General features: G+C 43.6%; 18 protein-coding genes. 2 read left to right on the forward strand and 16 right to left on the reverse strand.

The window, feature by feature from the left end; translation table 11 throughout:
* Nucleotides 1-478: 478 nt before the first annotated feature.
* The 5 genes from CLHUN_RS18310 to CLHUN_RS18330 all read right to left on the reverse strand — a co-directional run bounded on the left by CLHUN_RS18310 (nt 479) and on the right by CLHUN_RS18330 (nt 5,172).
* Nucleotides 479-1,093: a class I SAM-dependent methyltransferase gene (locus CLHUN_RS18310; RefSeq protein WP_080066076.1), complete on the reverse strand. Its 615-nt coding sequence runs from the start codon at nt 1,091-1,093 to the stop codon at nt 479-481.
* A 56-nt stretch (nt 1,094-1,149) separates the two neighbouring features.
* Nucleotides 1,150-1,638, reverse strand: coding sequence for an HD domain-containing protein (locus tag CLHUN_RS18315; protein WP_080066077.1), 489 nt, complete (start codon nt 1,636-1,638; stop codon nt 1,150-1,152).
* A gap of 66 nt (nt 1,639-1,704) precedes the next feature.
* Nucleotides 1,705-2,667: a D-2-hydroxyacid dehydrogenase gene (locus CLHUN_RS18320; RefSeq protein WP_080066078.1), complete on the reverse strand. Its 963-nt coding sequence runs from the start codon at nt 2,665-2,667 to the stop codon at nt 1,705-1,707.
* A 662-nt stretch (nt 2,668-3,329) separates the two neighbouring features.
* Complete coding sequence (locus tag CLHUN_RS18325; protein WP_080066079.1) at nt 3,330-4,580, reverse strand: glycosyltransferase family 2 protein; 1,251 nt, start codon at nt 4,578-4,580, stop codon at nt 3,330-3,332.
* A gap of 61 nt (nt 4,581-4,641) precedes the next feature.
* A complete protein-coding gene (locus CLHUN_RS18330; protein ID WP_080066080.1) occupies nt 4,642-5,172 on the reverse strand; it encodes a phosphatase PAP2 family protein in 531 nt (176 codons plus the stop codon).
* Between the two features lie 210 nt (nt 5,173-5,382).
* Here CLHUN_RS18330 and CLHUN_RS18335 point away from each other — a divergent pair, with 210 nt between their 5' ends.
* Nucleotides 5,383-6,024: a nitroreductase family protein gene (locus CLHUN_RS18335; RefSeq protein WP_080066081.1), complete on the forward strand. Its 642-nt coding sequence runs from the start codon at nt 5,383-5,385 to the stop codon at nt 6,022-6,024.
* A gap of 62 nt (nt 6,025-6,086) precedes the next feature.
* On the opposite strand, the gene xylA is transcribed toward CLHUN_RS18335, so the two are convergent.
* From xylA to ilvB, 11 genes are all read right to left on the reverse strand, one after another.
* A complete protein-coding gene (xylA, locus tag CLHUN_RS18340; RefSeq protein WP_080066082.1) occupies nt 6,087-7,403 on the reverse strand; it encodes a xylose isomerase in 1,317 nt (438 codons plus the stop codon).
* A 69-nt stretch (nt 7,404-7,472) separates the two neighbouring features.
* Complete coding sequence (locus CLHUN_RS18345) at nt 7,473-8,684, reverse strand: ROK family transcriptional regulator (protein WP_080066083.1); 1,212 nt, start codon at nt 8,682-8,684, stop codon at nt 7,473-7,475.
* Between the two features lie 130 nt (nt 8,685-8,814).
* Nucleotides 8,815-10,344 (reverse strand): xylulokinase, encoded by a 1,530-nt coding sequence (gene xylB, locus CLHUN_RS18350; RefSeq protein WP_080066084.1) that lies wholly within the window; start codon nt 10,342-10,344, stop codon nt 8,815-8,817.
* Between the two features lie 279 nt (nt 10,345-10,623).
* Entirely contained in the window at nt 10,624-10,881 is a 258-nt protein-coding gene (locus CLHUN_RS18355) for a hypothetical protein (protein WP_080066085.1), read from the reverse strand.
* Between the two features lie 89 nt (nt 10,882-10,970).
* Nucleotides 10,971-12,533 (reverse strand): citramalate synthase, encoded by a 1,563-nt coding sequence (gene cimA / locus CLHUN_RS18360; RefSeq protein ID WP_080066086.1) that lies wholly within the window; start codon nt 12,531-12,533, stop codon nt 10,971-10,973.
* A 16-nt stretch (nt 12,534-12,549) separates the two neighbouring features.
* On the reverse strand, nt 12,550-13,323 hold the full coding sequence (locus tag CLHUN_RS18365; protein ID WP_080066087.1) for a DUF3307 domain-containing protein: 774 nt from the start codon (nt 13,321-13,323) through the stop codon (nt 12,550-12,552).
* A 16-nt stretch (nt 13,324-13,339) separates the two neighbouring features.
* Nucleotides 13,340-13,990: a SatD family protein gene (locus CLHUN_RS18370; protein ID WP_080066088.1), complete on the reverse strand. Its 651-nt coding sequence runs from the start codon at nt 13,988-13,990 to the stop codon at nt 13,340-13,342.
* A 252-nt stretch (nt 13,991-14,242) separates the two neighbouring features.
* On the reverse strand, nt 14,243-15,772 hold the full coding sequence (locus CLHUN_RS18375; protein ID WP_080066089.1) for a 2-isopropylmalate synthase: 1,530 nt from the start codon (nt 15,770-15,772) through the stop codon (nt 14,243-14,245).
* 294 nt (nt 15,773-16,066) lie between these two features.
* Nucleotides 16,067-17,062: a ketol-acid reductoisomerase gene (gene ilvC, locus CLHUN_RS18380; protein ID WP_080066090.1), complete on the reverse strand. Its 996-nt coding sequence runs from the start codon at nt 17,060-17,062 to the stop codon at nt 16,067-16,069.
* 126 nt (nt 17,063-17,188) lie between these two features.
* Complete coding sequence (gene ilvN, locus CLHUN_RS18385; protein WP_080066091.1) at nt 17,189-17,698, reverse strand: acetolactate synthase small subunit; 510 nt, start codon at nt 17,696-17,698, stop codon at nt 17,189-17,191.
* A 61-nt stretch (nt 17,699-17,759) separates the two neighbouring features.
* Nucleotides 17,760-19,403, reverse strand: coding sequence for a biosynthetic-type acetolactate synthase large subunit (gene ilvB / locus CLHUN_RS18390; protein WP_080066092.1), 1,644 nt, complete (start codon nt 19,401-19,403; stop codon nt 17,760-17,762).
* 708 nt (nt 19,404-20,111) lie between these two features.
* On the opposite strand from ilvB, the gene CLHUN_RS18395 reads away from it, so the two are divergent.
* Nucleotides 20,112-25,274: a beta strand repeat-containing protein gene (locus CLHUN_RS18395; RefSeq protein WP_080066093.1), complete on the forward strand. Its 5,163-nt coding sequence runs from the start codon at nt 20,112-20,114 to the stop codon at nt 25,272-25,274.
* Nucleotides 25,275-25,292 lie beyond the last annotated feature (18 nt).

The following is a 25,292-nucleotide window of genomic DNA, read 5'->3' on the forward strand; positions in this document are numbered from 1 at the left end:
TCCATTGGATTCTGGAATTTAAAAGAGTCCTTTACAATGTACACGAATGTACATACATTTGCATGTATTTGTCACTGTTTACTTTTCAAAGTCCATCCCTCAAAAGCGTTGATGTCATTGCCTTTCAAGGTTTATTGCTGTTTGCTTGCCGCAATCAGCTTTTATATAATACCACGCCTTTTCATCTTTGTCAACAGTTGATTTTATAGTAATTAATTCCATGCTTTATACTCCAGTGTTGCTCCTGCTGACGGCATTTCCACGGCATTTCCACCGCCTTTTGCTGCGGCTTTGCCAGTATACCACCGCAGGAGACGCCAATTCAACCTCTGCTTATCCTTATTTATTTCAAAAAAGACCGGAAAAATCAATTTACATTATGTATACTTCTTCTCAAAGCATCATCCTCACCATAGGCTGGTTTTTCAGGCATGCTATCGACTATAATCAGCATTCTGATAAGTATACTCCGATAAAATTAAATTATTTTGCTAAGATGCACCGTGAAGTCGTTATGAAGATATCCCTTTTCTATTGATATATTCCACTGTTTTTTATATTTATTGCTCAGTGTTTCAAATACCTCTTCAGGTGAAAAATAAAAATACTTGTTATCCATATCCTTGGACTTATCCCACAGCAGATTGAAAGATATATCTTCTCTTGCCAACGTTTGAAATATTTCAACTGCTTCCGTCAGAAATAATTGATTATTTCCGAGATTAAGATTGAAGATGCCCGAGGAGAATATCACATCAAAAGCTTTGGCACGGTACGGATTACTCTTAAATAAATCAATGCATTCAAATTTTCCGTTAAGCCTTTTCTCCTCTGCTCTTTTTATCATGTGGGGCAAGACATCAATTCCCCTGTAGTTTACATTTCTGAACCTCTCAGAAACATATTCCAGTAAGTTGCCCGTACCGCAGCCAACATCCAGAACAGTTTTATCATTGAGATCGATAGCTCCCACAAGCTGCTTAAATCTGAGCTTTTGAGCAGCTTCACTCTCCCAGCCCAATATGTAATAGTCCGGATATCCTTCAACATTGTTTGCTTCATAATATTGCTTTATCTTTTCCATATGACTCATATTCTCACCTGCTATCCTGTCTGTGTTTACCTCTTCTTTATTTATTAAATTTATTATTATTTATTCCCTGTATTCCGTCGCCTGCTTACCATCTCACAAACAGAGCAGAACTTGTCAACCACGCAAACCAGTATGGATTCCGCATACACTGGTGGAATCAGGGTTAAAGGAAACATATGCCTTAATATTATATTCCTTTCAATTTCGCTCAGTTCAAACTCCGTTTCAGCATTTTTCAATGCTGCTACAGGATGATGCAGCCCGTGTAAAGGCCGGGACGGGTCTTTTATATGCCAATCATATAAAAAATAGTCATGCAGAAGTGCTCCCCTTATCAAGGCCTGGTAATTAACAGGAAGTTTCAGTGCCAGTGCAAGCTTCATACTATAATATGCTACCGATATACTATGCTCGAAAAGTGTGGTTGTTCCGTGCTGTATATATTCTTTTGCCTCACCGAACCGGGATTTTAAACATATTTCTTCAACATACCGGTCAAAATCGTTTAAGGTCTCGGCCTTATTTCTACCTGTTTTGTTAAGCAAATACACACCCTCTTGACTCTCATATTATCCAATGACCGGAATAAATATTAACTATTTATTCCCAACTTACTTTCTATTCACCACATTAATGGGATTACCCTTTAAATAAGCTTCTATATTGGCAATCAAAGTATTCATAAGTCTGATCCTTGCTTCCACTGGTGCCCATGCAAAATGAGGGGTGATAATACAATTCTTTGCACCCAGTAACGGATTCTCAGCTTTTATAGGCTCTGCTGAAACCACATCTACTGCCGCACCTGCCAGCTTTCCGCTGTTTAGGGCATCAGCAACCGCCTGTTCATCTATAACTGGACCCCTGGAGGTATTTATCAGGTATGCGCCAGTTTTCATCCTTGAGAGGCTGTCAGCGTTTATCAATCCTTTAGTTTCTTCCGTAAGAGGACAATGAAGGCTGATAAAATCCGAATGCTCAAGAAGCTGCTGAAGCCCCGTAAATTTTAGCTTATCATTCTCAAGTTCCTTTTTTTCTGTCCTGCTGTACACTTTTATATTCATCCCAAAGGATAAGGCCAATTTTGCCACAGCCTGCCCTATTGCTCCATATCCGATTATACCGAGTGTTTTGTTGTCCAGCTCAATCAAGGGATAGTTCCAAAAAGTAAAATCCTTGCTTGCGGTCCAAGCCCCTTCTCTTACCGCCCTGCTATGTTCTCCCACGTGATGGCAGAACTCCAGAATAAAAGCAAATACCAGTTGGGCCACTGAGACGGTACTATAAGCAGGTACGTTTGTAACCAATATACCCAGCTCACGAGCTGCGTCAGTATCAACTACATTGTAGCCGGTAGCCATAACTCCGATATATTTTACAGAGGGTGCTTTTTCAAGTATCTCTCTTGATAAGACAACCTTATTGGTCAAAACTATTTCCGCATGGGCTATCCTTTCTAAAATCACTTCCTTTTCAGTTCTTTCATAGAGCGTAAGTTCTCCAATTTCCTCCATTCCTGTCCAGGACAAATCTCCAGGATTCATGGCATATCCATCCAATACCACAATTTTCATTTTATGATAATCCTCCTTCTCCGCTGGGGTAACCTCTCCTATTACTGCAATTGTAGTTTTGCTTTTACTATATGTCAAGGCCGGAATGCTGTATTAGTCAGTGATGCTGTCATATATGGAAATAGTAATGGTGGACATGTATTTTTAAATGCGGTTAATTTTACTAATGAATCAAAAGTTCAGGCCTTCGAACAAGCTGGTCCTGTGTGTAATATTACGTATTGGTACTTTATGCGTGTTACATTACTTGAAAGCATTACCAAGACGTTACTTTTTTAACACATAATAAACAAACTTTGGTCATTTCGAAGAAAAAGTAACTAAAGAAAATTTTACTACATCTGATAATGTTAATGGTGATCTTTCTTACGTCAAAAGAAATGGAAATTTCTATATTTACTGCACTCTAGGAGAAGGTGCATTTTATGGGGCACAAATAAGAGTAAGTGAAGACTTATTTAATAAATATAAAAAACAATTTTATGGAATCCTCAAAAGTATAAAGGTTACAGACCCTGATAGTCTCTAAAAAATATTCCTAAATTCTCAATCAAATGCCTTTGTACATTGTTTATAAACAATGTACAAAGGCATTTATCTCAATATTTTATTCTAAGAAATCAAGATAAATTTATCTCCGGGCTTTTTGTCCCATGTTTTACTCACGCAGATTTTAACGCCGACGAGTTATGAGCTATATGAGCCCATTCCTTATTTTTTCTTGAAAAATAACCCTGTATCATTATCGGTACCCAGGTGAAATTAAAAAACGGCAAGAGTGCCAATCCCATGAACAGGTTTTTATCAGCCTTCTTTTCATTTAAGAGCACCCAAACCGAGTAAAGATTCTGCATAATAAAAGTAGTTACGGATATTGACAGAAACAGAACCATACTCCTGATATTCGGATCATCTATCTGTACAAGGAACGACTTTGTCAACTGCAGCAGCATCAACAGGCTGCCAATGACGTAAAAAAAAGGATAGAACATCATTACCACAGCGTCAAAGGCTTGAAGGCTCCTCTCTCTAAAGAGCTTTGAAACAGCACGTCTTCCATAAAGAAATACGCAACTGAAATGTCCCTGCATCCATCTGGTACGCTGTTTCCATGACTGTGAAAGGGTTATGGGCTGCTCATCATATATGACTGCATCATGAGCCCATCCTATTTTTACATCACTAAGGCACAATTGAAAATAAAATTCAACATCCTCAGTCAAGGTTTCAACCTTCCACCCAAGACACCTGATAGTTTCCAGGTTGATGGCATAACCGCTCCCGGTAAGAGTGCAGTTTATATTGAGATACTGTCTTGGCAACTGGCACAACCTGTTAGCCAGCCAGTAAGTGATTGAATAGGAGGAGGTTATCCATGACTCCCAGGGATTTTTCATATCTCTGTATCCCTGTACCACCTGGTAGCCCTCTCTCATTTTTTTGTCTATTTTACTGAGGAAATCCTTGGACACCAGGTTATCCGCATCCAGGATGCAGACGGCATCATATTCTGTTTCTGCCTTTAAAATAACATCAAATATCCAGCTCAGAGCTTTTCCTTTTCCCTTGTTAATATTGTCCCGGCGTTCAAAAACCACTGCTCCGCATTCTCTGGCAATTGCTGCCGTATCGTCACTGCAGTTGTCGGCTATCACAAACACTTCAAATTTGTCCTTGGGATAATCCATGGCCTTTACACTGTTGATTGTGCTTCTTATGACTGTCTGCTCATTATGTGCTGCAATAATGACTGCATAATTTTTAGCCGGACTCATGGCTCCTTGCTTTTCCTTCCGTCTTCTCCATCCAAAAACAGATATGATGAAGAAATATCCCATCACAGCAGCTATAACTCCTGTGGCCACCATAAATAACACGTTAATGCTAAAACTCATATATTTTAAAAATTCCATAGCTGCCCCCTGAATATATAATGTCTACTGCCGGAAAATACTTTTGTTCTTACCTGCATTTCTATAAATAAGCAAAAAAATGTACCGCATAGGAAGAGACTACAGCTAAAAACATTCCTGCCAGAACATCAGAAGGATAGTGGACTCCCAGATACAGCCTGGTTATTGCAACAACAGACGCTGCTGCATAAGCCGGAGCTGCAGCTCCATGCATATTCAGCGCAAGCGCAGTAGCAATTGAAAATGCGGCCGCGGTGTGCCCTGATGGGAAAGAGTAGTAGTCCAGTGAAACTTTGAATGTGTTTATATCCGGTACTACCTCCTTAGGTCTCAGTCTGCATATGCATCTTTTTAATATCTGTACCATAAGGTGACTTACTGCCAGTGATATCAATGCCTGAATTCCTGTATCCCTTATTCCTTCGCTTCCCAATCCGATTATCAGCAGACAAAAGGAAATTGTTACTGCTCCGCTTCCAAGGTACGTAAGTAAAGGCATTACCGCATCCAACACCCTGCATTTTATAGTTCTGTTGAAGATTAACAGCGTACTCAATTCGGTTTTGTAGAGAAGTCCCTTTATTTCGCTCATATCCGACCTCCTTGATAGTTTTCCTAAACACATCATAGCAGACCATTCTTAAGGGCGAATTATGAATTCTTTAAATATTTCTTAACAATTGGATTTTAGGAAATATCAAAGGTTCAGTTTAATAAAAAATAATAGTATAATAAATATATAGTCGGTAAAATTTTTCTCACATTTGGAATATTTCTATATTGGAACAGTCAGGAGATTAATATGGTAAATGATTTTTTAGAACTGGCAGTAAAAAGAAGGAGCATTCGAAAATTTACAGATACGCCCGTGCCCAGGGAAATGGTTGAGTACTTTATTTCCTGCGCTGCAAATGCACCCAGCGGCTGCGACAGCCAGTGCTGGCACTTTATCGCGGTAGACAGCAGGGAACTGATTGACAAATTGGCCGATGCTGCGGCAGAAGCGGCCCGTCTGTTCTACAGTGAAGGTTATTCCGGCGCCACTCCTGAATTTCTGCATTCCCGGGAAAAGGCTGTCAGCTTTTTCAGGAATGCCCCCCTTGTAATATTTGTATTTCTCGACGGTACAAGGTTCTATGACAAAAAGGCTGTCGATGCCTTTTATGAGAAGGGCTATGATTACCGTGGCATGGTTGACCGCCTTGGGTATTATGACGTGCTTTCAGTGGGTGCAGCCATACAGAATCTTCTGCTGGCGGTTAGCGAAAAGGGCTATGGTGCCTGCTGGATGAATGATCCCGTTATAGCAGACGGAGTCTTGAAGGAATTGCTCGGAGCGAAAGAAAGCTTACAGCTCTTGAGCGTCATTCCCATAGGACAGCCGAAATATATCCCAAGGGAAAAAGTGCTTAAGGATAAAAAAAGTATTTTGGAATTCAGGTAAAAAACCCCCACGCCTTTTAAATGCGTGGGGGTTTAATTAATCCTGTTTAGTTATGAAGCATATTACTTGCTTTCACAGATATATGTGTTCAATAAGGATTCAAGCATTTCCTGACGTCCTGACTTGTTCTGGATCTTTGCGTCCAGAGCGTACTTTTCCAATTCCTTAAATCCAACTTTACCGTCAATGATATCCTTACCGATACCAGTAGTGTAGCTTGAATATCTGTCAGCAACAAATGATTCGAACTTGCCGTCTGCAAGCATCTTGTCAGCTATGATAAGACCCTTTGCAAAGGTATCCATACCTGCAATATGTCCATAGAACAAGTCCGCAGGTTCAAAGGAACCTCTCCTGACCTTTGAGTCAAAGTTCAAACCGCCCTTGCCAAGGCCTCCTGCCTTAAGCACTTCATACATTGCAAGAGTTGAATCATATAGGTTTGTTGGGAATTGGTCGGTATCCCAGCCGAGCATTACATCACCCTGGTTTGCATCTATGCTTCCAAGCATGTTGTTGATTCTGGAAACTGCAAGTTCATGCTGGAAGGTATGTCCTGCCAAAGTAGCATGGTTTGCTTCAATATTCAGCTTGAAGTATGGATCAAGTCCGTAAGTCTTCAAGAATCCTATAACTGTTCCTGCATCAAAGTCATATTGGTGCTTTGTTGGCTCCTTTGGCTTAGGTTCGATAAGGAATTGTCCGTTAAAACCAATTTCCTTTGCGTAATCAACAGCCATTTTCAAGAATCTTGCCAGGTTGTCCAATTCCAGCTTCATATCTGTGTTAAGAAGTGTTTCATAACCTTCTCTGCCACCCCAGAATACATAGTTTTCTCCGCCCAATTCCTTGGTGATTTCCATGGCCTTCTTAACCTGAGCAGCCGCAAATGCAAATATATCGGCATTTGGTGATGTTGAAGCACCGTGCATGAATCTTGGGTTGCCGAATGCATTGGTGGTTCCCCAGAGAAGCTTTACATCACTTGATTTCATTCTGTCTTTGATAGCGGCAACTATGACATCAAGGTTCTTGTTGGTTTCTGCAAGAGTATCTCCTTCAGGAGCAATATCCCTGTCATGGAAAGCAAAGAATGGAACGCCGATTTTTTCTGCGAATTCAAAGTTTGCTTCTACCTTGTATTTTGCTGCATCCATAGCACTCATGGTGTTCCAGGGTCTTACATATGAACCTGCACCGAACATATCAGCTCCGCCGGCTGCGAATGTATGCCAGTAAGCTACTGCAAATCTTAAGTGTTCCTTCATGGTCTTTCCGCCTATAACCGCATCAGGATTATAGTACTTGAATGCTAATGGATTATCTGACCCACTGCCTTCAAACTTGATTTTTGAAATTCCGTTAAAAATTTCTGACATAATACCCTCCATCTGCGTGCTTTGCACGCTCTTAAATTAGTATTTTCAACCACGTGTTTTATATTATGCTCACAGCCTGTAGCCGAAGAGCTTTTTTAAAGGTATGATTGCCGCTCCAAGTGCAGAGGTGTCCTCCCCAAGTTCAGAAAGGAGTATCTCCACTCTGGAGGCCGGATATCTCAAAGCTTTAGCCAAAGCTATATTTCGTAAATGCTCCAAAATATCCTCGGAGAATTTTACCAGTTCCTTTCCCAGAACAATTCTGGAAGGGTTTATGGTATTAATGAGATTTGCCAACGCAAGCCCCAGGTATCCTGCCGCTTCTACAAAGATAACTCTTGCCGCTTCATTCCCGGACTTTATGGCGCCTACTATATCATCAATCGAGTTTATTGAGTTAATATCCAGTGTCTCGGAAAAATCGGTTATCAATCCCTGTCTTACCAGTCGCCGGGCTTTCTCCACCATTGACTTTGAGGAAACCAGGGTTTCCAGGCAGCCATAGTTTCCGCATGCACATTTAGGGCCGTTGTGGTCCACCATTATGTGACCTATTTCACCGGCACTTCCGCTGCAGCCTCTGTAAAGGTTCCCTCCTGCAAAAATGCTTGAGCCGATGCCGGATTTCATGTTGATACATACAAAATCCTTCTGTTCGGTACAGCAGCCGAGCCAATTTTCACAAATAGCCGAGCACATTGCTTCGTTGTCCACATATATTGGGAAATCGCCTACGCCTGACATCATGTGCTCCAGATTAACCTGCTCCCATCCCAAGTTAGGTGCAAAAATTATTTCATGGGTTTTATTTTCCACCATACCGGGAACTGAAATGCCCACACCCAGCAGCCTGTCTTCGCTGATATTGTTCAACCTGACAATCTGACGCACCTTTTCAACCACAGCCCCGATGGATTCAGGAACAGATTGATCAAATCCGCTGGAAATCTTATCTCGGTATTCCACATTACCCGTAATATCCATAAGGATAAATCTTATAAAATCCACGTCAATATCCACACCGATGGAATAATAGCTTTTGGGGTTCAGTTCGTATAGATTGGGCCTTCTTCCGCCTTTTGATATTCCAATGCCGGCTTCACGGATATAACCTTTTTCCAGAAGGTTTGAAACTATACTGCCGCTTGCGGTGGGGGACAGACCTGAAAGTTGGGCTAAATCGGCTTTTGATACCTGTTTGTTAGTCCGTATCAATTCCAGCAGGGAAGTTTCATTAAATTGCTTCAAAAATTTGTTGTTCCCGGTTTTTCCCAGCTTCATGCTGCTCCCCCCATTCCCCGCAATGCTGCAATAAATCTATATCAACCTGTCAGCCTTTTTGTCCAAGGTCTGACTTAGTAAACTCACATTATAATGTCCCAACTACAGCTTCAGACCGCTTCGCAAAAGCCTACTTCAATATATTATTAAGCTGTGTAAAGTCATCCTTCATGGATTTATACAGTTTGGTGTAAAGCTTGTAGAAGTCATTGTACTTGCTGATGTTTGCTTCAACAGGAGCCAAAGTATCCTTAACCTGGATTACTGCTTCACAAGCTTCCGGAACACTGCTGTACACTCCTGATCCAACTCCTGCAAGTATTGCAACTCCCAGTGCCGGGCCTTCATCTGATTTTATTCTGTTAATGCTTGTACCGAAAACATCTGCCTGCATCTGTCTCCATATGCCGCTCTTTCCGCCCCCGCCCGAAGCTCTTACTTCGGATACGCTGACACCCATATCCTTTATTATTTCCATGCAATCCTTCAAGCTGTAAGTTACGCCTTCCATGATTGAACGGACAAAGTGAGGTTTTGTGTGCTTGGCAGTCAGGCCGAAGAATACTCCTTTTGCATTGGGATCAAGGTGAGGTGTTCTTTCACCCATCAGGTAGGGCAGATATATCAAACCGTCACTGCAGGGCTTAATGGTTTCAGCCTCTGCATCCAGAAGCTTGTATACATCTATATCTGACAGTTCTGCCGTCATGAGCTCTTCCATGCAGAAGGTATCTCTGAACCACTTCAGGGACAAGCCTGCACCCTGAGTAACACCCATTATATGATAAGTGTTTGGAACAGCGTGGCAGAAAGTATGAACTCTTCCCAGGGGATCTATAGTCAGCTTGTCGGTATAAGCAAATACAACACCCGAGGTTCCTATTGTAGATGAAACTACTCCAGGTTTTACGATACCGTTTCCAACAGCACCTGCTGCCTGGTCTCCCGCTCCTCCTACCACAACCGTACCTTCATTCAAACCGGTTATAGCGGCGGCTGATGCGGTAACCTTGCCTGTAACTTCCTGTGATTCGTACATTTTTCCCAGCATGGAGGTGGATATGCCGAGTTTGCCCACCACTTCCTCACTCCACTGTCTCTGAGCTATATTCATCAACTGCATACCGCTGGCATCTGAAACTTCGGTTGCGTACTCGCCGGTCAGTCTTAATCTGATATAATCCTTTGGTAAAAGAATTTTTGCTATCTTTTCAAATATCTGCGGTTCATTGTTTTTCACCCACATGATTTTTGAAGCTGTAAATCCTGTGAGTGCAGGATTTGCTGTGATTTCTATCAATCTTTCCTTACCGATAAGCTCTGTTATCTGATCACACTCAGCCGCACTTCTCTGATCGCACCAGATAATAGCTTTTCTCAGTACCTTGTCTTCTTTATCAAGCAGTACGGCACCATGCATCTGGCCTGACAACCCGACACCCTTTACGTCGCGCTTATCAACACCACTTTTTAACATAACATTATTTATACTCTCGCATGTGCCCCTCCACCATTCTTCCGGATCCTGCTCTGCCCATCCAAGATTCGGCTGATAAAGTGGATACTCCACGGTGGAACTTGCTACAGGTCTGCCGTTTTCGTCAAACAATACAGTCTTAACTCCCGAGGTTCCAAGATCGATACCAATTAGAAAAGACAATGTATAGTCCCCCTTTCTAAACTTTTTACTTTATAATATTATATTATAAAGTATATCAATTATTCGTCATCATGTCAAAACGATTTTTAGAAAAAGCAGTAGTTTTTGCTGTTACCTTATTAACATCATTTTTTTCATGATATAACTGAAAACACGCATAGCCTTGTGACCATGCGTGTTTAGAATTTGCAATTTGACTGTTAAAAATACATATTAAAATTTATTGCAGCTTACAGCGCCGGGGAGAAAGTTTTATCCGGCATGCAAAAACCAGGCAGACTAATAAAGTACAATTTCAAGCCTGTCAAAATTAATAGTTTCTCCGAAATGATCGCTATTAAAGCTGGTCTTTTTGTACAGCCCGAATTCGGTAGAATTCTTTTTCAGCCAGATCGGGACTTCCACGTCCAGTTCCTTGCATACCGATATAAGGCACTCCTCCAACTGATCCCGGAAATCTCCCTCCGTGTTTTGAGGAACCGCCCAGGCTTCCTTTAACAATTTGCCTTGCTTGATTATTCTGCCGTATAGTTTCAACTTTCAGCTCCCCTTAGTGAGTTTTTAATACTATTATACAAAGACATGGATATTATATACCAAAACCGATGATAATAGCAAAGGTTGTACTAATTGCCTTTCATCAGCTTGTGCTCAACAGAATCCACCAGAGCTCTCCAGCTTGCTTCAATTATATCGGTAGAAACCCCAACTGTTGTCCACACATCCTGACCGTCGGTGGTTTCAATAAGAACTCTTACCTTTGAAGCTGTTGCAAAATTTGAGTCCAGTACTCTAACCTTATAATCGGTCAGCTTCATTTCTGCTATCTGGGGATAGAACCTCTCCAAAGCTTTCCGAAGTGCCTTGTCCAGTGCATTCACGGGGCCGTCGCCTTCCGCAGCGGTTATTTCCGTCTGTCCGTCAACCAGTATCTTTATCATGGCTGATGAATTGACGCTGACTGTGGGCTCATTTACAATTACCTTGAATTCCTTCAGTTCGAAAAATGACTTGTATTTGCCAAGCATCTTCCGAATTACCAGTTCGAAGGAGCTTTCTGCGCCTTCATACTGATATCCCTCGTACTCAAGCTCCTTGAGCCTTTCTATAATCTTTTTCGTCTCCGGGGAATCCTTGGTTATTGTGCTGTCCACCATGTTTATCATGCTCATGACAGCACTTCTTCCAGCCACCTCCGACATAAGGATATTTCTCTGGTTACCGACAACTTCAGGATTTATCATTTCATAAGCTGATGTATTTTTGTTTACCGCATCCGCATGCATGCCGGCTTTATGAGCAAAGGCACAGTTTCCGACAAACGGAGCCCTTTCATCGTGAACAATATTTGCTACTTCGCTTACATACCTGGCAGTTGAGGTAAGCCTCTCCATATTTGATTCGGGAATACAGGAGTAATTCATCATTAACTGCAGGTTTGGAATAATGGTACAAAGATTCGCATTGCCGCATCGCTCTCCAAAGCCGTTGATAGTACCCTGGATCTGTACCGCACCGGCCTCGACTGCAGCTATTGATCCTGCCACCGCCATTCCGTTGTCGTTGTGGCAGTGTATTCCGATTGCACAATTTACCTGTTCTTTTACCAATCCTGTGATTTTGGCTATATAGGACGGAAGGCCGGCTCCCTTGGTATCGCACAGGCAGATTGTATCGACACCCGCCTTGTTGGCCACCTTTAAAGTCTCCATGGCATACTCCGGGTTTGCCCTGTACCCGTCAAAAAAGTGTTCGGCATCATATACAACTATTTTTCCCTTATCCTTTAAGAACTTAATTGTATCATATATCATATTCAGGTTTTCTTCCAAGGTAGTTTTTAAGATATCCGTAACCTGAAAATCCCACGACTTGCCGAATACTGCAATAGCTTCTGTGCCCGCTTTTAACAGGGATTGGACGTTTGCATCCTCGTGGACCTTGATGTTGGCTCTCCTGGTTGCTCCAAAGGCTATAATCCTGGCTGTATTAAGTTCAAGCTTAAGTACCCGGTCGAAAAACTCCAGATCCTTGGGATTAGAACCGGGGTTACCGGCCTCAATATAATCAATTCCCAGTTTATCCAGCTTCTTTACTATTTTAAGCTTATCCTCCACGGTGAAGGATATTCCCAGTGCCTGAGCACCGTCTCTCAGGGTTGAATCATATATTACGAGTTTGTTTGACATACTTTATCTCCTTTCTTTATATTCCATAAAATACAACGGTATGGGCAATTACTGAAAGAACAACACTTACAAGAGTTCCTATCAGATAATATTCTGCAAACTTCCTGTCTTTGGCAATAGCGTCATACCTGGCTATTGACTTTGCCGTTAATATAAAACCAAGCGCGGAGTATTGCCCGATACTTATAAAAAACACTATCAAAATTCGTTCAAGGCTTCCGATTATTGCTCCGGCCCGTTGCTGCCGCGCATCCCCGGCAGTCTCCCTTTCAGGGTTAAATGCTGAAAAAAATAGGTTGAATATTATATTCGCAGGCTTTATAACAACCAGCAGAACCAGCAGCCATTTAATCCCACTCATTGGTGTAAGGTTTATCAGCATGAGAAGTTCATTCCATATATCATATAAGTACAGCATCGGTTCCCGGTGTGCAGCCTTAACATACAACAGAGCTACAAGCAGCAGCAATATCAGATGCAGCAGTTGATCGGCCAGAAATATCCGGGCCGGCTTTGAGAAATGACTTGAATATTCAGGCCTTTTGCTCATCCAATACTTTAAAGAATCTATTCCCCAATGGAAAAGTGCGGAAAGTATCAGGCACACCGCCAGCAACAGGCTGAACCTCACAAATACAAGTGCCAGCAGGCATGGAATTCCGTATTGTACGGAATGTACTATTACTCCTCTGTAGCATATTTTTTTATATTCTGCCGTTTTTTCGCTTTGGAGATAAAAATCGCCCAGAACGTGCAATGACAGCAAGAGCGAAATAAGAGTAAATCCCATAATACAACCCCCTCCGTTAACCCCATTCACTTACCAGGACTTCCTCCAGAACCACCCTGGTGTGCAGATAACTGTAATACCCCGAGCTTTTCAATCCTCTCTGGACCGTGGACTGCGCTATTCCAAGCCTGCGTGCAGCCTCCCTCTGGTTGTTGCGGCAGTCTGCCATTTCCAGAATCAGCCGGACCTGCTTCTGAGTCCATTTTTCCTGAATACCGGACCAGAGACTGAAGGTATTGTTTGCAAGCTTCACAATATTTTCATTACCGTCCGCCCATATTTTAATTGAAGCCTGGTCGCCATTTCTGCTGCTTTGGCTCTTTTTTATTTCATTAATCATCCTTCTTGCATGGTGATAAGCAGAGCCATCAGCTCCAATAGCCATTTCCCTGTTTATCTTTGTTGAGATGTCTCCAAAGCCGATTCCGAATCTGAGTTTCACAGGATGCATTTCAAGCATTATTTTCTCAACAATCCTGAGTATGGGCTGGGTTGAGTTCAGCAGCCCTTGAAATTCATCCCCCAGAGTAACTATAAACTTCGCTGCTATATAATTGTCAAATTCTGAATTGACTTCCTGCAATATTTGCTCAAGCCGCTCCTGCAACTGGTAACGTTCATCAATTTTGCGAGAGTTCTTGATATCGCCGATTACTGCAAAATACATACGGACCTCCGGAATTACAGCTCATTTTTACATATGTTCTATTAAGCTATACCCTATCACAGTCTGTTAACAAAATCAATAACATTAATGCATATATTCATGCATCTGACAATATATTGCATAAACTGATGCATCATTTTCATTAATGCATTACTTTATGCATTAATGTATTCAGACTTTTATCCACTGCTGCCGAATATTTTAATTTAAAAAAAGCAGCCCTTATAGGGGCTGCTTTGACTTCAAGCGCCCCTACGGGTTAATTATTACAGATTCTCCTATTTCGCTGATAGACCTGTTAATAGCGCTGAGATAAGCCTTTACACTTGCCTCGATAATATCTGTGCTTACACCCTTGCCCATATAAACAGAGTTCTCGGTGGAAATCTTTACAGTGACCTCACCCAGCGCATCCTTACCCTCAGTTACTGCTTTTATGCTGTAATGCACCAGCTCGGCCTTTACTCCGGTAGCACGTTCAATTGCATTAAAGGCGGCGTCAACAGGACCATCCCCGGTTGCAGCTTCGGTAATTACTTCATTTTCCTTTCTTATGCTGACAGTGGAGGTGGAAATCATCTTATTGCCGCTATTGATCTGGAAGCTGTCAATTACAAATATTTCAGGTACAGCTATGTTCTCGTCCACCAAGGCCTCAATGTCCTTATCTGTCACCTGTTTCTTCTTATCTGCCAGATCCTTGAACTTTTCAAAAGCAATCTTAATCTCTTCGGCTGACAAAACATAGCCCATTTCCTTGAGTCTGTCCTCAAAGGCATGACGTCCTGAAAGCTTTCCCAGGACCATTCTGTTTTTGCCTACGCCTACAGATTCAGGAGTCATTATTTCATAGGTGGATTTTTCAGACAAAACTCCATGCTGATGAATGCCTGACTCGTGGGCAAACGCATTTGCACCCACTATGGCCTTGTTGGGCTGCACACTCACTCCGGTAAGACTTGAAACAAGCTTGCTTGTTCTGTATATTTGTGTTGTGTCTATTTTATGTGTAATGTCATAGTAATCTTTTCGGGTGCTGATACCCATTATAATTTCTTCAACTGCCGCATTTCCGGCTCTTTCACCAAGGCCGTTGACAGTACATTCCACCTGCACGGCTCCGTTTTCTACAGCGGCCAGTGAATTTGCAACCGCAAGTCCCAGATCGTTATGGCAGTGGACACTTATATCGGCCTTGTCAATATTTGAAACATTGTTTCTGATATTACGGATCAATCTTCCAAACTCCACAGGAGTGGTATAGCCTACAGTATCAGGAATGTTTACCACGGTTGCTCCTGCTTTTATAACCGCCTCTACAATTCTTACAAGAAAATCTTCGCGGGTTCTGCTGGCATCTTCCGCAGAAAATTCCACATCGGAACAATAACCTTTGGCTCTCTTCACCATGGCAACAGCACGTTCAAATACCTCTTCCTCGGTCATTTTGAGCTTATATTTCATGTGAATGTCCGAAGTTGCTATAAAGGTATGAATCCTGGGACTTTCAGCATATCTTACCGCTTCCCAGGCTCTGTCTATATCTTTTTCGGTGGCCCGGCAAAGGCTGGCTATAGAAACCCCTTTTACGTTTTTGGAGAGCGTCATTATAGATTCGAAATCTCCTGGTGAGGCTATGGCAAAGCCTCCTTCAATAACATCCACTCCCAGTCTTGCCAACTGCTTGGCAATCTCCATTTTTTCCTGAAGGTTCAGATTGACTCCCGGCGTCTGTTCGCCATCCCTCAGTGTCGTATCAAAAATCTTAATCCTTCTTGCCATAGAAACAGCCTCCCTATATGGGTATAATTCACCCCTCATACTAACATTCATAAACGTCTAAAATTAAATAAATTATAACCTGGTTCCTTCCCAAATGCTTTCCGCAACTTTTTCAGTACTCCGGTACAAGCTTAAATCAATGTCTGCCCCTTTAAGGCAGTTACTGATTTAAGCCGTACTCCGCGTACCAAAAGCGCCATGGTTCCAGCTCTTTGCTCTGTCACCCGGTTAATCTCTCGTGGAATGCCCCACTTATATATTTTTTAAATTATATTATTTGTTTGTCCTACAGGCTTATTTCTTAAGCCAGCTCATCATCTTTCTGAGCTCTGCGCCTACGATTTCTACCTGGTGCTCCGCTTCATTCCTTCTCATTGCCAGGAAGTTTGATCTTCCGCCTGCGTTGTTTTCAGTAATCCAATTTGATGCAAATTTTCCATCCTGAATTTCCTTAAGTACCTTTTTCATTTCTTTTCTGGTTTCATCAGTTATAATTCTCTTTCCGGTTACATAGTCACCATACTCGGCAGTATCACTGATTGAATACCTCATTTCGGCAAAGCCGCCCTGGTTTATAAGGTCTACTATAAGCTTCATTTCGTGGACACATTCGAAATATGCTATTTCAGGCTGATATCCTGCATTTACAAGAGTCTCGAAGCCAGCCTTCATTAATTCCGTAACTCCTCCGCAAAGCACTGCCTGCTCACCGAACAAATCTGTTTCAGTTTCTTCCCTGAAGGTAGTTTCAAGTATACCTGCCCTTCCCGCTCCAATACCCGCTGCATAAGCCAGTGCGTATTCCTTTGCTTTGCCTGATGCGTCCTGAGCTATTGCTATTAATGCAGGAACTCCTCTTCCTTCCTTGTACTGGCTTCTTACTGTATGACCAGGTCCCTTCGGTGCAGCCATAATTACATCTACATCGGCAGGAGGAACTATCTGGTTGTATATTATGTTGAAACCATGCGCAAACATAAGTATATTTCCCGCTTCAAGGTTAGGAGCAATGCTTTCATCGTACATTGCCTTTTGTGACTGGTCAGGTGTGAGAATCATGATAATATCAGCCATTTTTGCAGCAACTGCAGTATCATACACCTTCAAACCATCAGCCTCAACCTGCTTTCTTCTTGTGGAACCCGGTGTTAAGCCAACTATTACGTTTACACCACTATCTTTAAGATTCTGAGCATGTGCATGACCCTGGCTTCCATATCCTATTACTGCTACAGTTTTTCCTTCCAGCAATTTTAAATTGCAATCGCTGTCGTAATACATTTTTGCCATTCTACCTTACCTCCTAGTTTTTTATTATACAATTAAAGCATTGTAAATTTTTATGTTGAACCTCCAATACCAGGCATATGCATTTCTGCACTTTTCAGCACTTCGGCCTTATATTGGGGAGTCTGCCTATTCTTCCGTATTTCCGGCCTTTATATACTTGTTGCCTCTTTCAATTGCTATGGTACCAGTCCGGACAATCTCCTTGATTCCAAACTGCTTTAGCATATCCTCCAGCGCCTCAACCTTGTCTGTTGCTCCGGAAATTTCTACAGTAAGTGTGTTTTTGGATACGTCCACTATGTTGGCCCTGAAGATTTCAACTATCTGGATGATTTCAGATCTTGTAGATGCTGTGGCATTAACCTTTATGAGAGCAAGCTCCCGGCTGACCGAATCCTTTTTATCCAACGCTTTTATTTTTATCACATCTATAAGCTTGTTGAGCTGTTTGCTTACCTGTTCCACAGTATATTCATCACCGTTTACAACTATAGTCATTCTGGAAACTTCAGGATTTTCAGTCACTCCAACTGCAAGGCTGTCTATGTTGAAACCTCTCCTGCTGAAAAGACCGGCTACCCTGGATAGAACTCCTGACCGGTTTTCAACCAAAACCGATAATGTATACTTTGCCATCTCAATTCCTCCTTTTATTTAAGCTAATCTCACCGGCTGAAAAAGCTCTCCGGCTCCGCTTTTAAATGGTAGGCTCCTCGGGGTCAATTACGCATTCCAGCAAATAAGTGCTGTCATCCCCCAGGAATCTGTCCAAAGCCTCCTCTATCTGAGAGTCGGCATTTATTCTTTCAGCCTTAAAGCCATATGCTTCGGCTAGCTTTATAAAATCAGGATTGTCATTCATAAATACCTGGGAATATCTTTTGTTATACCTGCTTTTCTGTATCTCACGAACCATTCCCAGTCTTGTGTTATTTAAAATAAGTATTTTAACTCCTATTTTGCTCTGTTTTATGGTGCCCAGCTCAGGCATGGACATCTGGAAACTTCCGTCTCCGCCTACTACCACAACAGTACTGCCAGGGCTTCCCAGCTTCGCTCCGATAGCCGCAGGCAAACCATATCCCATTGTCCCCAGTCCTCCGGAGGTTATGAAGGCACCGGGCCTTTTTGCTATAAAACTGTTGGCAGCCCATATCTGATTCTGTCCCACCTCGGTTGCCAATATGGCCTTGTCATCAAGTCTGCCGGAAAGCAGGCTTATCACAAGCCTGGGATTTACCCCCAACGTGCCGGAGGTTTCTTTTACTCCAGCCCTTTCTTTCCCGGCCGTCCTTTCAGCCTTTACCCTTTCTGCTTCTCCCACCCATTCCATAGTCTCGCACCGGCTTATGACACTGTTGAGTTCTTCAAGTATAAGCCTGGCATCGCCGACTACAGGTATGGCAGTGCTGACATTCTTACCTATTTCGGCGGGATCTATATCTATATGAATTATCTTGGCCTTCTCGGCAATTTTTTCAGCAGTTCCCAGCGCCCTGTCTCCCACTCGTGCTCCGATCAAAATGAGCAAATCGGTTTTGTTCACCGCATAGTTTGCGGCAAAAACTCCATGGGAGCCCAGCATACCCAGATTCAACGGATGATCACCCTGTATCGCACCTATGCCCATCAGGGTTGTTACAACAGGTATTCCGCACTTTTGCGCAAATTCAGTCATTATACCCGCGGCCTTAGCTGTTATCACACCGCCTCCGGCGCATATAACCGGCCTTTTTGCCCCCGCTATTGCTTCTGCTATCCTTTTTATCTGCTGGGGATGACCCTTGTAATTTGGCTTGTAGCCCTTTATATCAACTGTCTCAGGGTATATAAACTCAAGCTCCTGAGCCTGTATATCCACCGGTACATCAATAACCACCGGGCCGGGCCGGCCTGTGGACGCAATGTGAAAGGCTTCTTTTATAATTCTGGGCAGCTCCTGCGCGTTTTTTACAAGATAGTTGTGTTTGCAGAACGGAGCTGTTGCTCCTGTAGTATCAACTTCCTGGAAAACATCTCTTCCTATCAGCTCCAGCGCTACCTGCCCTGTTATGGCAACCATGGGAATGGAATCGGAATAGGCCGTGGCAATTCCGGTTATCAGGTTGGTTGCTCCCGGACCCGAGGTAGCCACACAGACTCCCGGCTTTCCCGTAACCCTGGCGTATCCGCTGGCACTATGGGCAGCTCCCTGCTCATTTCTGGTAAGAACATGGTTTATTTCGGAGTCCAGCAGAGCGTCATAAAACGGACAGATTGCCGCACCCGGATATCCAAATATGATATCAATCCCTTCAAGTTCCAATGCCTTTATCATAGCCTGTGCTCCTGTCATCTTCATACTCCGCCCTCCTTTTATTCGTTTAATAAATCAAATACAGCAATTTTTCAGCTTGCCATTTAGGTATAAAAAAACCCTCGGCTCTGCTTATGCAGGGACGAGGGATAATTCCTCCGCGGTACCACCCTGATTTAATGCAGTCTTTCTATAACTGCACTCTCAGTGAGCAACCAGGCGCGCGCCCGTGCTCCGGCTATATCGTAGCCACCGCCGATACCTAATTGCTATAAAAACATCTTTTGGCACCAGTCCTCCGGAATGAGTTATACATGCACTTTTCGTGTCAACTCACACCACCCGTTGACTCTCTGAACCGAATAAATACATCTTGCTTCCTTCATCGATTAATATAAAGGTATATAATTTTCTTTAATCATTTACCGCTTCAAGTTTGTAAGAACTTGAAAAAGCTGTAAGTCTAGATTTGAAATAATTATAGCATCTATTCCTTTTACCGTCAACAATGCAGCCTTCACGTTTTCTGACCAGTTTAAACAGCCTTTTTAATGTTTTGAATTATTATATATTAAAGCCAATAAACAGGCTATATGATTTCCTGAATTACTTTTCCTGATAATATTATAAGCAGCTAAAAGTATTTTAGCCTAATACTTTTAGCACATTTTACCGATAAACAAATAGAAAATATAAGTATCCCACAATATTTTCAGGTACTAAAGAGAATTTCTGAAAAGGAGACTCCAGGAAATGAAACGTGTAATTTCTATTTTTTTGATTATTGTTATTACTTTTGCAAATATATCCCTTGATACCCTGAATGTATTTGCAGCTCAATCAACCGCTCCGGCGGCCAGCAATGTAATCATAACCAACAACCTTGCAGGAAAATCCGATACCATATACATATTCGGACTTGATCCGGGCACTTTGGTTAAAGTCTATTCCTCGGGCAGCGAAAATAAAATATTGGCTTACGGAACCGTGCCCAACAACAAGGTAGATATTACCTTTACCATTTCCCAGCTTGGAGCAGACGGCGGAAGTGTATTCATTTCAGCAATAGTCAAGGGTAATTCCGAGAGCGGCAGAACCCGTGTGGATTTTGACGGTGAGCCAAAGTCTGATGCAATATCCGCTGATGCTGTTTCTATAACCAATAACGCTCAGAAATCAGATATTATCTACGTTTCAGGTCTTAATCCCCGTGATGTGGTCAAGGTATACAGCGCCGCCTCGGGGGGAAAGCTGCTCGGAAGCAAAACAGTTTCAACCACAGGCTCGGAGGTTTCTATCAATGTGAGTCAGGTAGGGAGTGCAGCCGGAAGTGTGTACGTGACCGTCACAACCAAAGGCTATGCTGAAAGCAAAAGGACAAAAGTGGATTTTGATGCGGAACCTGCCTCAGTACCCCTTGATCAGGATTCCATAACAATCAACAATAATGCCAAAAAGGCAGACACAATATATATATCAGGTCTCAGCGGCGGAGATGTCGTCAAGGTCTACAATGCTCAGTCAGGCGGAAAAATGATAGGCAGCAAATCCGTTTCTTCCTCCTCCTATGATGCTACCATCACTGTGGCACAACTTGGCACAGTCTCCGGAGTAATATATGTTACGGTAACAAATTCCGAGTGTGCCGAAAGCATCCGTATACCGGTTCAGTTTGAAGCCGAGCTTTCTTCCGACAAGCCGGTTCCGGAATATATCACCGTTATGAACAACTCCGGAAAACCGGACACTGTAACAGTAACCGGTCTTAACCCCGGCGATATTGTAAAAGTATATAACTCGGATATGAAGGGAAGCCTTTTAGGCTCAGGAACAGTACCTTCTACCGATGGCGAAGTGACTGTTTCCATTCCTCAGCTCAGCACCACCGGAGGCGCAGTTTATGTATCCGTAACCAGTACCGGAAAAAATGAAAGCCTCAGAGTCAAAGCTGCTTATTCTCCCGAATCAAAATCCGGCTATATCTCTCCTGCCTACATAACAGTCACCAACAATGTGGGCAAAGCAGATACCATATATATCTCCAATCTCAGTGAGGGAGATATAATCAAGGCATATGACAGGGAACTCGGCGGAAACCTGCTGGGAAGTGCCACTGTACCAAAATCAGGAACAGATGCTACAATATCAGTCTCTCAACTGGGTATTGAAAGCGGTATGGTTTACATTTCAGTTATAAATTCAGGCAGATTGGAAAGTACCAGAACAGGAGTGGGCTATCTTGGAGAGTCAAAATCCTCAGCCCTTGATGCCAACGCCATTACGGTATCAAACAATGCCGGATCTTCGGATACCGTTTATGTTACAGGACTGCCCTCAGGAACTGTCGTACGTGTTTACAGCGCACCTGTGTCTGGCTACCTGCTCGGTTCTGCAACTGTTCCGGCCTCAAGAACGGATGCCACCATCACAATCTCACAATTGGGAACTGCCTCCGGCACCATCTATGTCTCGGTAACTCAGCCGGGAGCCCAGGAAAGCGGAAGGACAAAGGCGGACTACAGCGCCGAAGGAAATTCCACAGCCCCCAATGTTAACAATATTTCCATTACAAACAATGTGGGTAAGGCTGATACGGTTTATATCAGCAACCTTACTTCCGGTGATATCGTAAGGATTTACAATGCAGCCACCCAGGGCACCATCATAGGTTCTGCCACTGTTGCGGGAACCTCCACAGACATTACAGTCAGCATATCCCAGCTTGGAGCGGCTTCTGGCAGTGTCTATGTAACCGTAACCAATACGGGCAAGACCGAGAGCGCCCGGGTGAAGGCGGACTACAGGGCCGAAAATGTTTATTCGGGAGTAGATTCCTCAAACATAACTGTTACTAATAATGCAGGTAAAGCAGATACTGTGTATTTTACAAGGCTTTCAGCAGGTGATATGGTAAGAGTTTATGATTCAAAATTAGGGGGTACACTTCTGGGCTCGGCAATTGTAGCAGGCGGTCTGACCGACACCACCGTCAGCATCCAGCAGTTGGGCAAGGGAGCAGGAAATGTCTACGTCACTGTTTCCAGCACGGACCAATCGGAAAGTGAGAGAGTGGAAGTGTCCTATGCCGCGGAAGCGCCCTCTGAAAAGCCCGCTCCGGAGCAAATAGTTGTTACAAACAACATTACCGGCACCGCTGATACCATACTTGTATCAGGCTTGAACCCTGAGGATGTCATAAAGGCCTATAGCGGCGCCTCTCAAGGCGTATTGCTTGGCACTGCAACAGTTCCGGCCAATGGAGTATCCGCAGTAATCACAGTTTCCCAGCTCGGCACTGCCGAAGGAAGTGTTTACATCTCCATAACCAATTCAGGCAAACTGGAAAGTCAAAGAACAGAGGCAAAATATTTGGGAGAAAGCAAATCCGTTCCTCCTGAAATTACTAATATCACAATTAACAATAATTCCGGCGCAGCCGATACTGTCAAGGTTTCCGGCCTTACGGCGGATGACCTGGTAAGAGTATATACCGCAGCCACCGGAGGAAGCCTCCTGGGAAGCGCGGCCGTTACAACCTTTGGTTCTGAAGCTGTTGTTACAATAACACAGCTTGGTACTTTACCGGGTAAGGTATATGTTACCGTAACAAGTAAAAACAAATCAGAAAGCGTCAGGGTGGAAGCCTCTTATGACAGCGAGCCCGTAACTTCTCCTGTAAGCAGCAGCAATATTGCGGTTGCAAACAATGCAGGAGTATCGGATACCGTTCAGGTAACCGGTTTGACCCCGGGCGACCAGGTTAAAGTATATGACTCGGCGTCGGGCGGTAATCTTTTGGGCTCGTCCGCTGTTTCTCCATCAAGCACGCAGGCTGTTGTGGAAATAGCTCAGATTGGCACTACCGCAGGAAATGTATATGTTTCCATCACAAGTGTTAATAAGTCGGAAAGCACCAGAACACCTGCTGCCTACTCCGCTGAAGCCAGATCCAAGTCCCCTGACCCGGACAAGGTATTTATTTCAAATAACTATGGAATTGCAAGCACCGTAACCGTTGGAGGTCTGAAAGAAAACGACGTGGTCGGGGTATATAGTGCAGAAGCAGGAGGAAGCCTGCTTGGAAGCGGAACGGTAGCCACATACGGTTCAGAGATTACCCTATCCGTTTCCCGGCTGGGTGATACAGAAGGAACAGTATATATTTCTGTTAAAAGCCCAGGTATGCTGGAAAGCATCAGGACTCCGGTCACTTACGCTGCGAAACCTGCCTCGGCTGCCCCTGAAAGCTCAAATATTGAGATTTATAACAATGTAGGTATCCCTGATGAAATAATTGTAAGTGGTATGGAGCCAAATGCAGTCATTAAGGTCTATAGCCTGGCAGCCGGAGGAAGTCCCATAGGTTCCTCCTCCGTTCCCGCAGACAGCACTGATGCAATTGTTTATATAACCCAACTGGGTACGGGCGGGGGTACGGTCTATGTATCGGTTACCACCTCCGGCAAGACAGAGAGCCCCAGAGCGGCAATTACCTATACCGAGGAAGAAGTTTCCGAGCCTTTGGCCCCTGGAAATGTTGAGGTAGTCAATAATTCAGGTATTGCTGACACTGTGACTGTTTCCGGCTTGCAGCCCTATGATGTGATACGTATTTACAACGCGGCCACAGGCGGCACACGGCTTGCTCTTCTGACTGCGGATAGTAACGGGGTCGTGGCAACTGCCAACATCTCACAGCTTGGTACAGGTTCCGGCAGTATATATGTGACTGTTACAAACTACGGCAAGAGCGAAAGCAAACGGATACAGGTGCAGTACGAAGCCGAATCGGTTGCGCCGCTTTCCTCCAATATTTCAATAGTAAACAATGCAGGTATGGCCGACACAATAACTGTCAAGGGTTTGAACGAAAACGATGTGGTCAAGGTGTATGACGCAGCTTCCAACGGCAACCTCATAGGCTCGGAAACCGTACTCCCGGGCAGCAGCAGGGTTACCATATCCGTGACCCAGTTGACAGCCGCAGCAGGTAAGGTATATGTTTCCGTCAGTAATTACGGAAGGGCTGAAAGCAGCCTGACCAAGGCCGCCTATATTGCTGAGACCAGTACGGTTGCTCCGTACATAGGAGACATTTACATTGTAAATAATGTTGATCTGGACGATACTATTACAGTTTACAATCTTAATGCAAGTGATGTGGTCAAAGTATACGACAAGGCTTCTGGAGGAAATCTTTTGGGCTATGCCACGGTTGCAGCCAATAAGACGGAGGCAACGGTATCCGTTGAAGACCTCGGTGCTGCGGCAGGAACTGTGTATATTTCAGCTATTACAAAAGGGAAGACCGAAAGTTCCAGAACAGAGGCAAGTTATGTTGCAGAGGGTAAGTCCACTGCGCCATATTCCGGCAATATCTATATAACCAATAATGTTGTACTTTCCGACACTGTTCTTATATCGGGACTGTCAGGAGGGGACAAGGTGAAGATATACGATTCCGCCTCCGGCGGAGTCCTGCTTGGCTCGGCAACTGCGGCTTCAACCGGCAACCAGGTCAAGATAACCATCAAACAGTTGGGCGAAGAGGCTGGAAGCATATATGTCTCCATAACCTCAAAGGGAAAGACCGAGAGTAAAAGAACCGAAGTGGAGTATGTTTCCGAGCAGACTACCAATGAACCCTATGCAGGTTATATCAAAGTGGTAAATAACAAGGCAGGCACCTTTGACACCATAACGGTGTCCAACCTGGCAGACGGGGATATTATCAATGTTTATTCCGCCGCCGCAGGGGGGAGCCTTCTGGGTTCAGCCACCGTGGCATCAGGCAGTACAGCCGGTATTGTTTCAATATCCCAGCTTGGTACCGCGGCAGGCAGCGTATACGTCAGTGTTACAAGTGCCGGAAAGGCTGAAAGCAATAGGACCAAAGCTGATTATTTGTCAGAGTAGTATGGTGGCAGATAACGA

Source organism: Ruminiclostridium hungatei, assembly GCF_002051585.1.
GTDB lineage: Bacteria > Bacillota > Clostridia > Acetivibrionales > DSM-1351 > Ruminiclostridium > Ruminiclostridium hungatei.

Excerpts from the sequence above, each read along its gene's own strand:
- CLHUN_RS18320 (WP_080066078.1), bottom strand. The coding sequence starts at position 2,667 with ATGAAAATTGTGGTATTGGATGGATATGCCATGAATCCTGGAGATTTG.
- ilvB (WP_080066092.1), bottom strand. The coding sequence starts at position 19,403 with ATGAAGATGACAGGAGCACAGGCTATGATAAAGGCATTGGAACTTGAA.
- CLHUN_RS18330 (WP_080066080.1), bottom strand. The coding sequence starts at position 5,172 with ATGAGCGAAATAAAGGGACTTCTCTACAAAACCGAATTGAGTACGCTG.
- CLHUN_RS18325 (WP_080066079.1), bottom strand. The coding sequence starts at position 4,580 with ATGGAATTTTTAAAATATATGAGTTTTAGCATTAACGTGTTATTTATG.
- CLHUN_RS18335 (WP_080066081.1), top strand. The coding sequence starts at position 5,383 with ATGGTAAATGATTTTTTAGAACTGGCAGTAAAAAGAAGGAGCATTCGA.
- cimA (WP_080066086.1), bottom strand. The coding sequence starts at position 12,533 with ATGTCAAACAAACTCGTAATATATGATTCAACCCTGAGAGACGGTGCT.
- ilvC (WP_080066090.1), bottom strand. The coding sequence starts at position 17,062 with ATGGCAAAAATGTATTACGACAGCGATTGCAATTTAAAATTGCTGGAA.
- CLHUN_RS18310 (WP_080066076.1), bottom strand. The coding sequence starts at position 1,093 with ATGAGTCATATGGAAAAGATAAAGCAATATTATGAAGCAAACAATGTT.
- xylA (WP_080066082.1), bottom strand. The coding sequence starts at position 7,403 with ATGTCAGAAATTTTTAACGGAATTTCAAAAATCAAGTTTGAAGGCAGT.
- CLHUN_RS18365 (WP_080066087.1), bottom strand. The coding sequence starts at position 13,323 with ATGGGATTTACTCTTATTTCGCTCTTGCTGTCATTGCACGTTCTGGGC.
- CLHUN_RS18375 (WP_080066089.1), bottom strand. The coding sequence starts at position 15,772 with ATGGCAAGAAGGATTAAGATTTTTGATACGACACTGAGGGATGGCGAA.
- ilvN (WP_080066091.1), bottom strand. The coding sequence starts at position 17,698 with ATGGCAAAGTATACATTATCGGTTTTGGTTGAAAACCGGTCAGGAGTT.
- CLHUN_RS18370 (WP_080066088.1), bottom strand. The coding sequence starts at position 13,990 with ATGTATTTTGCAGTAATCGGCGATATCAAGAACTCTCGCAAAATTGAT.
- CLHUN_RS18395 (WP_080066093.1), top strand. The coding sequence starts at position 20,112 with ATGAAACGTGTAATTTCTATTTTTTTGATTATTGTTATTACTTTTGCA.
- CLHUN_RS18345 (WP_080066083.1), bottom strand. The coding sequence starts at position 8,684 with ATGAAGCTGGGAAAAACCGGGAACAACAAATTTTTGAAGCAATTTAAT.